General features: G+C 60.6%; 14 protein-coding genes. 11 read left to right on the top strand and 3 right to left on the bottom strand.

The features are described 5' to 3' along the window. Positions 1 to 349 precede the first annotated feature (349 nt). The 10 genes from urtB (at position 350) to ureC (ending at position 9,436) form a co-directional block, all read left to right on the top strand. Complete coding sequence (gene urtB, locus ACIPIZ_RS18265) at positions 350 to 1,852, top strand: urea ABC transporter permease subunit UrtB (protein WP_064388714.1); 1,503 nt, start codon at positions 350 to 352, stop codon at positions 1,850 to 1,852. Further along, the gene (gene urtC / locus ACIPIZ_RS18260) at positions 1,852 to 2,931 is read left to right on the top strand and encodes an urea ABC transporter permease subunit UrtC (RefSeq protein ID WP_064388712.1); all 1,080 of its coding nucleotides are present in this window, start codon (positions 1,852 to 1,854) and stop codon (positions 2,929 to 2,931) included. Before urtB ends, urtC begins: the two co-directional genes overlap by 1 nt. Further along, positions 2,928 to 3,797: an urea ABC transporter ATP-binding protein UrtD gene (gene urtD, locus ACIPIZ_RS18255; protein WP_007918913.1), complete on the top strand. Its 870-nt coding sequence runs from the start codon at positions 2,928 to 2,930 to the stop codon at positions 3,795 to 3,797. The genes urtC and urtD overlap by 4 nt, the downstream gene beginning before the upstream one ends. 135 nt (positions 3,798 to 3,932) lie before the next feature. Then, positions 3,933 to 4,631, top strand: a complete 699-nt coding sequence (gene urtE / locus ACIPIZ_RS18250) for an urea ABC transporter ATP-binding subunit UrtE (RefSeq protein ID WP_064388710.1) — start codon at positions 3,933 to 3,935, stop codon at positions 4,629 to 4,631. Between the two features lie 43 nt (positions 4,632 to 4,674). Beyond that, complete coding sequence (locus ACIPIZ_RS18245; protein WP_253480462.1) at positions 4,675 to 5,514, top strand: urease accessory protein UreD; 840 nt, start codon at positions 4,675 to 4,677, stop codon at positions 5,512 to 5,514. Positions 5,515 to 5,844: 330 nt separating this feature from the next. Next, positions 5,845 to 6,147, top strand: coding sequence for an urease subunit gamma (gene ureA, locus ACIPIZ_RS18240; protein ID WP_016984788.1), 303 nt, complete (start codon positions 5,845 to 5,847; stop codon positions 6,145 to 6,147). A gap of 9 nt (positions 6,148 to 6,156) precedes the next feature. Next, positions 6,157 to 6,690 carry a GNAT family N-acetyltransferase gene (locus tag ACIPIZ_RS18235; RefSeq protein ID WP_401166487.1) on the top strand — a complete coding sequence of 178 codons (534 nt, stop codon included), beginning with the start codon at positions 6,157 to 6,159 and terminating at the stop codon, positions 6,688 to 6,690. Positions 6,691 to 6,695: 5 nt separating this feature from the next. Beyond that, on the top strand, positions 6,696 to 7,229 hold the full coding sequence (locus ACIPIZ_RS18230) for a GNAT family N-acetyltransferase (RefSeq protein WP_064388704.1): 534 nt from the start codon (positions 6,696 to 6,698) through the stop codon (positions 7,227 to 7,229). Beyond that, the gene (locus tag ACIPIZ_RS18225) at positions 7,229 to 7,534 is read left to right on the top strand and encodes an urease subunit beta (protein ID WP_085685038.1); all 306 of its coding nucleotides are present in this window, start codon (positions 7,229 to 7,231) and stop codon (positions 7,532 to 7,534) included. Before ACIPIZ_RS18230 ends, ACIPIZ_RS18225 begins: the two co-directional genes overlap by 1 nt. 201 nt (positions 7,535 to 7,735) lie before the next feature. Then, positions 7,736 to 9,436: an urease subunit alpha gene (gene ureC / locus ACIPIZ_RS18220; protein ID WP_064388701.1), complete on the top strand. Its 1,701-nt coding sequence runs from the start codon at positions 7,736 to 7,738 to the stop codon at positions 9,434 to 9,436. Between the two features lie 143 nt (positions 9,437 to 9,579). Here the strand turns inward: ureC and ACIPIZ_RS18215 are convergent, their stop codons facing one another. Together ACIPIZ_RS18215 and ACIPIZ_RS18210 are read right to left on the bottom strand one after the other, a co-directional pair. After that, positions 9,580 to 9,885 (bottom strand): chaperone modulator CbpM, encoded by a 306-nt coding sequence (locus tag ACIPIZ_RS18215; RefSeq protein ID WP_053116834.1) that lies wholly within the window; start codon positions 9,883 to 9,885, stop codon positions 9,580 to 9,582. Between the two features lie 23 nt (positions 9,886 to 9,908). Then, positions 9,909 to 10,859 (bottom strand): DnaJ C-terminal domain-containing protein, encoded by a 951-nt coding sequence (locus ACIPIZ_RS18210; protein WP_064388699.1) that lies wholly within the window; start codon positions 10,857 to 10,859, stop codon positions 9,909 to 9,911. Positions 10,860 to 11,150: 291 nt separating this feature from the next. Between ACIPIZ_RS18210 and ACIPIZ_RS18205 the strand changes: the two genes are divergently transcribed. Beyond that, positions 11,151 to 12,425 carry an Hsp70 family protein gene (locus ACIPIZ_RS18205; RefSeq protein WP_064388696.1) on the top strand — a complete coding sequence of 425 codons (1,275 nt, stop codon included), beginning with the start codon at positions 11,151 to 11,153 and terminating at the stop codon, positions 12,423 to 12,425. Between the two features lie 135 nt (positions 12,426 to 12,560). Here ACIPIZ_RS18205 and ACIPIZ_RS18200 read toward each other — a convergent pair whose 3' ends face one another. Next, a complete protein-coding gene (locus ACIPIZ_RS18200; RefSeq protein ID WP_064388695.1) occupies positions 12,561 to 13,574 on the bottom strand; it encodes an AI-2E family transporter in 1,014 nt (337 codons plus the stop codon). Positions 13,575 to 13,788: the final 214 nt, after the last annotated feature.

Raw genomic sequence — 13,788 nt, 5'->3', positions numbered from 1 at the left:
CTTTAGATTTCCCCCTCATCGGAACGCCGCCCGCCCAGCCCTCTCCCTCAGGGAGAGGGGAAAGGGAGCCGATCTTCATGTTTTTCAAAGCCTGAGTTCGGCTCGAATTCGCGGGTCGCAGCACATCGTCCAGACACCTCGGCCAGCCCCCTCTCCCTCCGGGAGTGGGGGAAGGGAGCAGATCTCTATGGCTTTCAGATCCTGAGTTCGACGCAGGAATGTCAGGTCGGTGTTGGATGACCTGACAACTCGGTCAGTCCCCTCTCCCTCTGGGAGAGGGTTAGGGTGAGGGGCGGATTCACAGCCGGACACCGCTCCATCGGCCACCGCAAGAAAGGAAACACCACTAATGCCCACTGCCATACACCGCTTTCTCATAGCCATCGCACTATTGCTGCCGATGCTGGCCCACGCCGGCGACGCCGAAGACTTCGTCGCGGCCAATCCTGTGCAGCAAGCCAAACTGCTGGAAACCTGGGCTGCGCAGCCCGACCCGGCACGTATCGAATTGATCAACGCCCTGCAACAAGGCGAACTGACCATCGACGGCCAAGCGAAAACCCTGCGCCTGAACAATCGCCTGCGGGGTCTGATCGACACCGCCATGGCCAGCCACCAATTGCTCGCCGCCGACGCCAAAATCCGTCTGAGCGCCGCGCAGCAATTGCAGAAAAGCGCGAAACCCGCGCAGCTGAAATTCCTCGACCAGCAACTCGTTGGCGAAAAAGATGAAAGCGTTCACGCCGCCCTGAGCCTGGCGCTGGCCAATCTGCAACTGGTCGACACTGACCCGGCGGTGCGCCTCGCCGCGGTGCGACTGCTCGGCGAAACCGGCGATCCACTCGCCCGTACGCGCCTCGAAGGTTTGCTCCAACCCGGCGTCGAAGCCGATGCCAACGTGCGCACCGCCGCCGAAACCAGCCTCGCCCAGGTCAAACGCAAACTGCTGATCGGCGAGATCCTCGGTCAGGCCTTCAGCGGCATGTCCCTCGGTTCGATTCTGCTGTTGGCGGCCCTCGGTCTGGCCATCACCTTCGGCCTGCTCGGGGTGATCAACATGGCCCACGGCGAGATGTTGATGCTCGGCGCCTACTCGACGTATGTGGTGCAGTTGATGTTCCAGCGCTATGCGCCACAAGCGATTGAGTTCTACCCGCTGATCGCGCTGCCGGTGGCGTTCTTTGTCACGGCCGCAATCGGCATGGCGCTGGAGCGCACGGTGATTCGTCACCTCTACGGCCGCCCGCTGGAAACCCTGCTCGCGACGTGGGGCATCAGCTTGATGTTGATCCAGCTGGTGCGTTTGTTGTTCGGCGCGCAGAACGTTGAAGTGGCCAACCCGGCGTGGCTGTCCGGCGGTATTCAAGTGCTGCCCAATCTTGTGCTGCCGTACAACCGCATCGTCATCATTGCTTTCGCCTTGTTCGTGGTGGTGCTGACCTGGCTGCTGCTGAACAAAACTCGCTTGGGCCTCAACGTTCGTGCCGTCACCCAGAACCGCAACATGGCCGCTTGCTGCGGTGTGCCGACCGGTCGTGTGGACATGCTCGCCTTCGGCCTCGGTTCGGGCATCGCCGGCCTCGGCGGTGTGGCGCTCAGCCAGATCGGCAACGTCGGCCCGGACCTCGGTCAGAGCTACATCATCGACTCGTTCCTGGTGGTGGTGCTCGGCGGCGTCGGGCAACTCGCCGGCAGCGTGCTCGCGGCATTCGGCCTGGGCATCGCCAACAAGATTCTCGAACCGCAGATCGGTGCGGTGCTCGGCAAGATCCTGATCCTCGCGCTGATCATTCTGTTTATTCAGAAACGTCCGCAAGGCCTCTTCGCACTGAAAGGACGGGTGATCGACTGATGAACCAGCCTCTGCTTGTTACCGCTACACAAAAGGCCGGGCCGAAAGTCACGATCGCCGTCGGCGCAGTGATCCTCGCCCTGCTGATCGCCCTGCCGCTGCTGTCACTGCTGCCAGCGGACAATGCCCTGTCGGTCTCGGCGTACACACTGACGCTGGTTGGCAAAATCCTCTGCTACGCCATCGTCGCCCTGGCGCTGGATCTGGTCTGGGGTTACGCCGGTCTGCTGTCGCTGGGCCACGGGCTGTTCTTCGCCCTCGGCGGTTATGCGATGGGCATGTACCTGATGCGTCAGGCTGCCGGCGATGGTCTACCGGCGTTCATGACCTTCCTGTCGTGGAGCGAATTGCCGTGGTACTGGACCGGCACCAGCAGCTTTGTCTGGGCCATGTGTCTGGTGGTCTTGGCGCCGGGGTTGCTGGCGCTGGTGTTCGGTTTCTTCGCCTTCCGTTCGCGGATCAAAGGCGTGTATTTCTCGATCATGACCCAGGCCCTGACCTTCGCCGGCATGCTCCTGTTTTTCCGCAACGAGACCGGGTTTGGCGGCAATAACGGCTTCACCAATTTCCGTACGATTCTCGGTTTCGGCATCACTGAACCGGGCACCCGCGCGGTGCTGTTTCTGGCCACGGTGTTGTTGCTGGTGGCGAGCCTGTTCATCGGCTGGCGCTTGGCGCAGAGCAAGTTTGGCCGCGTGCTGACCGCGTTGCGTGATGCGGAAAACCGCTTGATGTTCTGCGGCTACGACCCGCGCGGTTTCAAGTTATTCGTGTGGGTGTTGAGCGCGGTGTTGTGTGGTCTGGCCGGCGCGTTGTATGTGCCGCAAGTCGGGATCATCAACCCGAGCGAAATGTCGCCGACCAATTCGATTGAAGCGGCGGTCTGGGTGGCCCTTGGCGGGCGCGGCACACTGATCGGCCCGTTGCTCGGCGCCGGTGTGGTCAACGGCATGAAGAGCTGGTTCACCGTGGCCTTCCCCGAATACTGGCTGTTCTTCCTCGGCGCGCTGTTCATCGTCGTGACGCTGTACCTGCCCAAAGGCGTGATCGGTCTGCTGAAGAAACGAGGTGAACAATGAGAGTCACGGCGAGCGCTGAATTCATGCTGGAACCGGCCTTCTTTCCTGTCGAGCCGAACAAGGACGCCGGCACCAGCCGCGACTCGATCGGCCTCGGCCAACGCGTCGGCCCGGGTCTCGATACCCGTCACGGCACGATCCTCACACTGGAAGACATCAGCGTCAGCTTCGATGGCTTTCGCGCGCTGAACAATCTCAATCTGTACATCGGCGTCGGCGAGTTGCGCTGCATCATCGGCCCCAACGGTGCGGGCAAAACCACGTTGATGGACGTGATCACCGGCAAGACTCGCCCGAGTCACGGCAAGGCGTGGTTCGGCGAAACGCTGGATCTGACGCAAATGAGCGAAGTGCAAATCGCTCAGGCCGGCATCGGTCGCAAGTTTCAAAAGCCGACTGTGTTCGAGGCTTTGAGCGTGTTTGAAAACCTCGAACTGGCGCAAAAGACCGACAAGTCGGTGTGGGCCAGTTTGCGCGCGCGGCTGAGTGGCGAGCAGAAGGATCGGATCAGCGAAGTACTCGAAACGATTCGCCTGACCACCTCGGTCAATCGTCAGGCCGGGTTGCTCTCTCACGGTCAGAAGCAGTTTCTCGAGATCGGCATGTTGCTCATGCAGGACCCGCAATTGCTGTTGCTCGATGAACCGGTGGCGGGCATGACCGATGCGGAAACCGAGTTCACCGCAGAACTGTTCAAGAGCCTGGCGGGCAAGCATTCGCTGATGGTAGTGGAGCATGACATGGGGTTTGTTGGCTCGATTGCCGACCATGTGACCGTGTTGCACCAGGGCAGCGTGCTGGCCGAAGGCTCGCTTGAGCAGGTGCAGGAAAACGAGCGCGTGATCGAGGTCTACCTCGGCCGGTGAAGACCTGGATCGTTCCCACGCTCTGCGTGGGAATACCGCCATGGACGCTCTGCGTCCGCCGTCATGTGACGCAGAGCGTCACGGGATGCGTTCCCACGCAGAGCGTGGGAACGATCATCGAGGGAGATTTTGGAAATGCTGCAAGTCGACAAGCTGCACCAGTACTACGGCGGTAGCCACATCCTGCGTGGCCTGTCTTTCGACGTGAAGGTCGGCGAAGTCACCTGCCTGCTCGGACGTAACGGTGTGGGAAAAACCACTCTGCTCAAATGCCTGATGGGCCTGTTGCCGGCCAAAGAAGGCACGGTGAACTGGGAAGGCAAACCGATCACCACGTTCAAGCCGCATCAGCGGGTTCACGCCGGGATCGCCTATGTGCCGCAGGGCCGCGAGATCTTCGGACGCCTGACCGTGGAAGAGAATCTGTTGATGGGCCTGTCGCGTTTTCCCGGCAGCGAAGCCAAAGAAGTCCCAGGTTTCATTTATGAATTGTTCCCGGTGCTGCTACAAATGAAGCAGCGTCGCGGCGGCGATCTGTCTGGCGGTCAGCAACAGCAGTTGGCGATTGGCCGCGCATTGGCCAGCCGCCCCCGTTTGCTGATCCTTGATGAACCCACCGAAGGCATTCAACCCTCGGTGATCAAGGAGATCGGCGCGGTGATCAAGAAACTCGCGGAACGTGGTGACATGGCGATTCTGCTGGTCGAGCAGTTCTACGATTTCGCCGCGGAACTGGCCGATCAATACCTGGTGATGTCGCGGGGCGAGATCGTGCAACAGGGGCGCGGTGAAAATATGGAGGCCGAGGGTGTACGCGGGCTGGTAACGATCTAGTACAACGAACTAATCTGTAGCCTCCTAACGATAATTACACACCATGAATTCGACTGTTGCACCTGCCCTGTTTACCCCCAGCTGGCACGCCGAGCTGGAACTCGCTTACGCCCGTTTCGGCGACTGCACGCGCCCGGTCATGCGCCGCCACCTCGGCCCGCTGCGGGTGCAAAAGCACCTGTACGCCGAAGGCCCCGAGGTCTGCCAGCACATCATCGTCCACCCACCGGGCGGGATTGCCGGCGGTGATCGGCTGGACATCAGCGCCCGCGTCGAACAACACGCCTGGGCGCAGATCACCAGCCCAGGCGCGGCCAAGTGGTATCGCGCCGGTGGACCGGCTTATCAGAAACTTGACTTGAAAGTGGCTGCCGGAGCGACCCTGGAATGGCTGCCGCAGGAGACCATCGTCTACAGCGCCGCGCAGGCTGAGCTGACCACTTCGATTGAACTTGAGGGTGATGCGCGGCTGTTCTACTGGGACGTGGTGGCGTTGGGTCGCCCGGCCAGTGGCGAACGTTTTGACCGTGGGCATTTTCAGGCGCATTTGGATATTCGCCGTGATGGTCGATTGCTCTGGCATGAACGTCAGCGCATTGTCGGTGGTGACGGTTTGCTTGATTCGCCGATTGGGATGGATGGCAATCCGGTGTTTGCGACGTTGTTGGTGACCGGTGAGATTGAGGCTGAGTTGCTGGAGCGTTGTCGTTCGCTGGGCCATGACGTGCGCGGGGATTTGACCCAGTTGCCGGGGTTGTTGGTCGCCCGTTGTCTGGCGTCGGAAGCACTGCTCGCCCGCGCATGGCTTATCGATTTATGGCGCTTGCTCAGACCGGCGCTGCTCGGTCGCGCGGCGGTATCTCCGAGAATATGGAGCACCTGAAAGCGACCCTCACCCCCCGCCCTCTCCCGGAGGGAGAGGGAGCCTGACCGAGTCGCTTGAAATGAATTTAACTGCCTGAACGAATACTGCTGATTGAACCGGCCATTGAAAACAGCCGAGATCAGTCCCCTCTCTCTCGAAAGAGAGAGCCTGACCGAGTCGCTTGAAGTGAATTTAACTGCCTGAACGAATACCGCTGACTGAACCGGCCATTGAAAACAACCGAGATCAGTCCCCTCTCCCTCGGGAGAGGGCTAGGGTGAGGGGCTGTTCCAACTGGCACCCCTCGCCCGCAAGAACCTCACAAAACTGCCCTGACGGAACCCCACAATGGACCTGACCCCACGCGAAAAAGACAAGCTGCTGATCTTCACCGCCGGCCTCGTCGCCGAGCGGCGGTTGGCACGCGGTGTGAAACTCAATTACCCGGAAGCCATGGCCTACATCTCCGCAGCCCTGCTCGAAGGCGCCCGTGACGGCCAGACGGTGGCCGAGCTGATGCACTTCGGCACCACCCTGCTCAGCCGCGAACAAGTGATGGAAGGCATCGCGGAAATGATCCCGGAGATTCAGGTCGAAGCGACGTTCCCCGACGGCACCAAACTGGTCACCGTCCACCAACCGATCGTTTGAGGCCGCGCCATGACCTACTCCATTCGCGATGCCCTGCATGCCGATCTGCCGGCGATCCGCGATATCTACAACGATGCCGTGCTCAACACCACGGCGATCTGGAATGAACAAGCCGTCGACCTCGGCAACCGTCAGGCGTGGTTCAGCGCGCGTCAGGCCCAGGCCTATCCGATTCTGGTGATCGTTGACGGCGACAACACTGTGCTCGGCTACGCTTCGTTTGGTGACTGGCGGCCGTTCGATGGCTTTCGCCACACCGTCGAGCACTCGGTGTATGTGCGCAGCGACCAACGCGGCAACGGCCTCGGCCCGAAACTGATGGCTGCGCTGATCGAACGGGCAAGGACCTGCGACAAGCACGTGATGGTCGCCGCCATCGAAAGCGGCAACGCTGCTTCGATTCGTCTGCACGAACGCGCCGGTTTCATCACCACCGGGCAAATGCCGCAAGTCGGCACCAAGTTCGGCCGCTGGCTGGACCTGACCTTCATGCAACTGACCCTCACCCCTGGCGCGGAGCCGCCTGAAGCCATCAAGGAGTGACACCGATGAACGCCGCCCAACTGCGCCGCGTCAATGCTGAAAGTTTTGCCCACTACCGTCAGGGCCTGATCGATTTGCTGCTCGATGCCGTGGGTTACGGCGCCAGTGTCGGCTTCATGGCCGATCTCGATGCGGCGCAGGCTCACGCCTATTTCGATGACGTCCAGGACAATGTGAACAAGGGCAGCGTGCTGCTCTGGGTGGTGGTCAAGGACGAGCAGGTGTTGGCCAGCGTGCAATTGGGGTTGTGCCAGAAAGCCAACGGCCTGAATCGTGCCGAAGTGCAAAAACTGCTGGTGCGCGAACACGCCCGTCGCCGTGGCCTCGGTCAGCAATTGATGAGCGCGCTGGAGCTGGAGGCCCGCCATCACAAGCGCGGCATGCTTTACCTCGACACCGAAGCGGGTTCGCCGGCTGAAGATTTCTATAAAGCGTTGGGTTACAGCCGTGCCGGCGAAATTCCTGATTACGCCTGCGACCCGAACGGCACGTATCGCCCGACCGCCCTCTATTACAAGATTCTGCAAGGAGCCCAGTGATGATTCCTGGCGAGTACCAGATCCAGCCCGGCGACATCGAACTCAACGTCGGCCGCCGCACCATCAGCCTGAAAGTCGCCAACAGCGGCGACCGGCCGATTCAGGTCGGTTCGCACTATCACTTTTTTGAAACCAACGACGCGCTGACTTTTGATCGCGCAGCGAGCCGTGGCATGCGCCTGAATATTCCGGCGGGCACGGCGGTGCGTTTTGAACCGGGGCAGAGCCGTGAGGTTGAGCTGGTCGATTACGCCGGGCATCGGCGGGTGTTCGGCTTTGCCGGACGGGTCATGGGTGACCTCTGACATCTGCGTGCACCGCTGCCCCTCACCCCAGCCCTCTCCCGAGGGAGAGGGAGCCGAATGGGGGCTTTTCCGATCCTGAGTTCGACTCGATATTTCAGGTCGATGTATGTCGAAAGAAACCCGCGATCAGTCCCCTCTCCCTCTGGGAGAGGGCTAGGGTGAGGGTCGATGGCTCACCACTATTTTCCTGAAGGACGCTGCATGAAAATTTCCAGACAAGCCTACGCCGACATGTTCGGCCCCACCGTCGGCGACAAGGTGCGCCTGGCCGACACCGAGCTGTGGATCGAGGTCGAAAAAGACTTCACCACCTACGGCGAAGAAGTCAAATTCGGTGGTGGCAAAGTCATCCGCGACGGCCAGGGCCAAAGCCAACTATTGGCCGCCGAAGTGGTCGACACGCTGATCACCAACGCGCTGATCATCGACCATTGGGGCATCGTCAAAGCCGACGTCGGCCTCAAGGACGGCCGCATCGCCGCCATCGGCAAGGCCGGCAACCCCGACGTGCAACCCAACGTCACCATCGCCATCGGCGCCGGTACCGAAGTGATTGCCGGCGAGGGCATGATCCTCACCGCCGGCGGCATCGACACGCACATTCACTTCATCTGCCCACAGCAGATCGAAGAAGCGCTGATGAGCGGCGTCACCACCATGATCGGCGGTGGCACGGGGCCTGCCACCGGCACCAACGCCACCACTTGCACCTCCGGGCCGTGGCACCTGGCGCGCATGCTCCAGGCGGCCGACGCGTTCCCGATGAACATCGGCCTCACCGGCAAGGGCAACGCCAGCCTGCCGGAGCCATTGATCGAACAGGTCAAGGCCGGCGCCATCGGCCTCAAGCTGCACGAAGACTGGGGCACCACGCCGGCGAGCATCGACAATTGCCTGAGCGTCGCTGATCAGTTCGACGTGCAGGTGGCGATCCATACCGACACCCTCAACGAATCCGGTTTCGTCGAAACCACCCTCGGCGCGTTCAAGGGCCGCACCATTCACACCTATCACACCGAAGGTGCCGGCGGCGGTCACGCGCCAGACATCATCAAGGCCTGCGGCTTTCCTAACGTGCTGCCAAGTTCGACCAACCCGACCCGGCCGTTCACGCGCAACACCATCGACGAACACCTCGACATGCTGATGGTCTGCCACCACCTCGACCCGAGCATTGCCGAAGACGTCGCCTTCGCCGAAAGTCGCATCCGCCGCGAAACGATTGCCGCCGAAGACATCCTCCACGACCTCGGCGCGTTCTCGATGATCAGCTCCGACAGCCAGGCCATGGGTCGTGTCGGCGAAGTCATCACGCGCACCTGGCAGACCGCCGACAAGATGAAAAAACAGCGCGGCCCACTGCCGCAGGACGGCGAAGGCAACGACAATTTCCGCGCCAAGCGCTACATCGCCAAATACACCATCAACCCGGCGATCACCCACGGCATCAGCCATGAAGTCGGTTCGATCGAAGTCGGCAAGTGGGCGGATCTGGTGCTCTGGCGTCCGGCGTTTTTCGGCGTGAAACCGACACTGATCCTCAAGGGTGGCGCGATTGCCGCGAGTCTGATGGGCGACGCCAACGCGTCGATCCCGACCCCGCAACCGGTGCACTACCGCCCGATGTTCGCCAGTTACGGTGGCTCGTTGCACGCCACCAGCCTGACCTTCATCAGCCAGGCGGCGCAGGAGGCCGGGTTGCCGGAAGCGTTGGGGTTGAAGAAGAAAATCGGCGTGGTGAAGGGATGCCGGGATGTGCAGAAAACCGATCTGATTCACAACGACTATCTGCCGAACATCGATGTTGATCCGCAGACGTATCAGGTCAAGGCTGATGGTGTGCTGCTGTGGTGTGAGCCGGCGGAAACATTGCCCATGGCACAGCGGTACTTTTTGTTCTAACCAAAAAAGGCCCTTCGAGACCCGCGAGTACAAGGGCCTGCGTATACCGATCCCTGTAGGAGCTGCCGAAGGCTGCGATCTTTTGATCTTGTTTTTTAAGATCAACATCAAAAGATCGCAGCCTTCGGCAGCTCCTACATGGGTTATTCGATTACCAAGCGTGCCAGGCGTTGTTTGAGCATACGGTTCTCGGCACGCAACTCACGCACCTCCTCCAGCAGATCCAGCGCCAGCGCAACCCCTTCCCACTCCAGCTCCAGATCCCGGCGCAACTTCGCCGCACGCTTGGCCAGGGCCAATTCGTAATCGGTGAAGCGCCATTCCCGGGGCTGTGCGCCCTGAGGTTCGAGGATGCCGTGTTCGACGATTTCGATCACGTAGACGTCCGACAAATCGGCCGCCTCACAGAATTCTGCCAGGTCCAGTTGAACGATCAGGGGGCTGCTCATGATGGGCTACTCCGTCGTCGGTTTCAGAAGTTCTCTCGCGGATTGAAAGCGGCTTTCTTCGCCAGTTCCTGCCACAGCGCCTTTACCTCGTCGTCGGCCGCTTTCGGCATCACCGCTTTGAGCTGCACAAACAAGTAACCGCGCTCACCAGCCTTGTTTTTCAAGCCATGCCCCTTGGCGCGCATGCGCTGGCCATTCTGGCTACCGGCCGGCACCTTGAGGTTGATCTTGCCGGTCAGGGTCGGCACGGCTACTTCCGTGCCCAATGCCAATTCCCAAGGCGCCAGCGGCAAGGTGATGATGAGGTTTTCACCTTCGACATCGAATTTCGGGTGCGGCGCAAAACGAATGGTCAGGTACAGATCGCCATTCGCCCCGCCACCGATGCCCGGCGCGCCCTGGCCTTTGAGGCGAATGCGCTCGCCGTCGGTCACGCCCGCCGGGATCTTCACGTTCAGGCTCTTGCTGGTGTTGCTGACGTGCTGGCCGTTGGCGTTGTATTGCGGCACCTGGAAGGTGACTTTCTTCGATTCGTTAGCGAGCGTCTCCTCGAGGAAGATCGGCAGTTCCATTTCCACGTCTTGCCCTCGGCGCCCTGCACTGCGTTGTTGCCGACCTTCGCCGCCACCGAAACCGGGGCCGCGATTGCCGAAGATCGAACTGAAGAAGTCCGAGAAGTCGCCGGTGTCGCCACCGCCACCGCCAAAGCCGCCTCGGCTCTGCCAGCCCGGTGGCCCCTGGAACGGCTGACCGTGCTGGCCATAGCGGCGCAGCTCGTCGTACTCGGCGCGTTTGTCGGCGCTTTTCAGCGCTTCATAGGCTTCCGAGGCGTCTTTGAATTTGGCCTCGGCGTCCTTTTCCTTGCTGACATCGGGGTGGTATTTGCGCGCCAGCTTGCGATAGGCAGCCTTGATTGCCTTGTCGTCTGCTGTCGGCTCCACGCCGAGTATCTTGTAATAGTCTTTGAAGTCCATTGAAGGAATCACCATCCGTTATCGATTTCGCGCCGATGCCAGCATGCGCCGATTCGCGCGTGCCAGGTTGACCGATCTCAAGGTTGTGACCGGGTGGCGCAGCAGAAGTTTATCGGCAGTGGACGGCGGTTCTTGCGACCGCCGGTGGTTCTGCCGGCCCATGCCAGCAAGTTTGGGGCAAAGCTGCGAGTTTCAAGCAGTTTAGTCGTGAAATAGCAGATGACCGGCCTTCGAATCTGGCGCGCACTGACATACACTGCGCGGCCGTTTTTTTGACCGGAACCGAAAGACATGAAAGACGCCTCTCCAGCCCGTGCCTGCGGTATCGACTTCGGCACGTCCAACTCCACCGTCGGCTGGCTGCGCCCCGGCATGGAAACGATGATCGCGCTGGAAGACGACAAGATCACCCTGCCGTCGGTGGTCTTCTTCAACATCGAGGAACGCCGCCCGGTTTACGGTCGTCTGGCGCTGCACGAGTACCTGGAAGGTTATGAAGGCCGGCTGATGCGCTCGTTGAAGAGCCTGCTCGGTTCCAAGCTGATCAAGCACGACACCAGCGTGCTCGGCACGGCGATGCCGTTCAAGGACTTGCTCGGCCTGTTCATCGGCCAGTTGAAGAGCCGTGCGGAAACCGCCGCCGGTCGGGAATTCGAACAAGTGGTGCTCGGCCGTCCGGTGTTCTTCGTCGATGACGATCCGCTGGCCGACCAGGAAGCCGAAGACACCCTGGTCGACGTGGCCAGGAAGATCGGTTTCAAGGAAGTCTCCTTCCAGTACGAGCCGATTGCAGCGGCCTTCGACTACGAGTCGACCATCGAGAAAGAAGAGCTGGTGCTGATCGTCGACATCGGCGGTGGTACCTCCGACTTCTCGCTGGTGCGCCTGTCGCCGGAGCGTCGCGGTTTCGATAACCGTCACGATGACATTCTCGCCACTGGCGGCGTGCACATCGGCGGCACCGACTTCGACAAACAGCTGAGCCTGCAAGGCCTGATGCCGCTGTTCGGCTACGGCAGCCGCATGAAGAGCGGCGCCTACATGCCGACCAGCCACCACATGAATCTGGCAACCTGGCACACCATCAACTCGGTGTACTCGCAGAAATCCAGCCTGGCGCTGGGCAGCATGCGCTACGACATCGAAGACACCGGCGGCATCGATCGCTTGTTCAAGTTGATCGAACAACGCGCCGGGCACTGGCTGGCGATGGAAGTGGAAGAAACCAAGATCCAGTTGACCCACACCGACAGCCGCCATGTGCCGCTGGATCGCATTGAACCCGGGCTGAGTGTTGAACTGACTCGCGCGCTGTTTGAATCGGCGATCGATGCGTTGCTGGAGCGAGTGCGTGGCAGTGTTACGCAGCTGTTGAACGATGCCGGTGTGGCGGTGGATCAGGTTGATACCGTGTTCTTCACCGGTGGTTCGAGCGGGATTCCGGCGCTGCGCAACAGCGTCTCGGCGATGCTGCCGAAGGCGCGGCATGTTGAAGGGAATATCTTTGGCAGCATTGGTAGCGGACTGGCGATTGAAGCCATGAAACGCTATGGCGCCATGGCCTGACCTGAAATCGGCGTCGCGCCATTCGCGAGCAGGCTCGCTCCCACACTGGATTGCATTTCAACTGAAGGAATGCGCTCAAAATGTGGGAGCGAGCCTGCTCGCGAAGAGACCCATTCAAGCGCTACAAGGCTTGGATCAAACCATCCCGCCCAGCTTCAACTCACTCTTCAGATACGCATAATAAATCGGCCCCGCCACCACCCCCGGCAAGCCGAATGCGGCCTCGAACACCAGCATCGCCAGCAGCAACTCCCACGACTTGGCACTGATCTGCCCGCCGACAATCCGCGCGTTGAGGAAGTACTCGAGCTTGTGGATAAAGATCAGATAACCCAGCGCGGCAATCGCCACCCAGATCGACAGTGACAGGCCGACGATGGTGATCAGCGTGTTCGACATCAGGTTGCCGATTACTGGCAGCAGGCCGAGCAGGAAGGTCAGCACAATCAGGGTTTTGGTCAGCGGCAGCTTGATGCCGAACATCGGCAGGATCACCGCGAGGAAGATCCCGGTGAAGAAGGTGTTGAGCAGGGAAATCTTGATCTGCGCGAAAACGATGTTGCGAAACGCCTGCACCAGCAGGTGCAAACGGTCGAACAGCGCGGCGGCCAGCGGTTTGCGTTTGGTCACGTCGGGGATGCGCTGCAAGGCGATAATTGCACCGAGGACCATGCCGATCAGCAGCGTCACGAACATGTGCGCCGCGTCCTTGCCGACCAGTTGCAGGTCGGACAGGTGCTTGCTCATCCACTCGCCGATCGCCACGCGAAATTCCGCAGCACTGGCCGGCAGATAAGCATCGATGAACGGCGGCAATTGCCCGCGCGCGCGGTCGACCACACCCATGAATTTATCGAGGGAAGCGCCGGGATTTTCTGCTTCGTGCAGGAGAAAACTGATCGCGCCGGCGAAGATCAGCGCCAGCACACTCACCACCAGCGTGCCGAGCAAGGCCACCGCCAGCCAACGCGCGCGGCGGCCTTCGATCAGCCGTTGCAACTGCGGGGTGAGCATATTGACCAGCTCATAGACCAACAGACCGGCCAACAGACTGGGCAACAAGCGCAGCGGCAGCACCAGCAGCAAACCGCCGAAAATGATGATGCAACTGACCCAGAACACTACATGACGCTCAGAAAACGTTGGCATACAGCCTCAAAACGAACCGCGTAAAAGGATTGGCAGTCTGCCAGCGTTCCGGGGTGAGCACTAGAAATATGCGGTGCTTCAGCCCCCCTCACCCTAGCCCTCTCCCAAAGGGAGAGGGAACCGATTGGGGGATGCTCTGGATATCCAGTGACCTGAACCGGCGACATGGAATCCATAATCAACCGGTTTTTTCAGGTCGACGAATGTCTTGAAA

It is taken from the genome of Pseudomonas sp. NPDC087690 (genome assembly GCF_044743175.1).
In the GTDB taxonomy this organism is placed as follows: domain Bacteria; phylum Pseudomonadota; class Gammaproteobacteria; order Pseudomonadales; family Pseudomonadaceae; genus Aquipseudomonas.
Note: the sequence above shows the minus strand (reverse complement) of the source record. Positions and strands in the feature narration are given on the sequence as shown.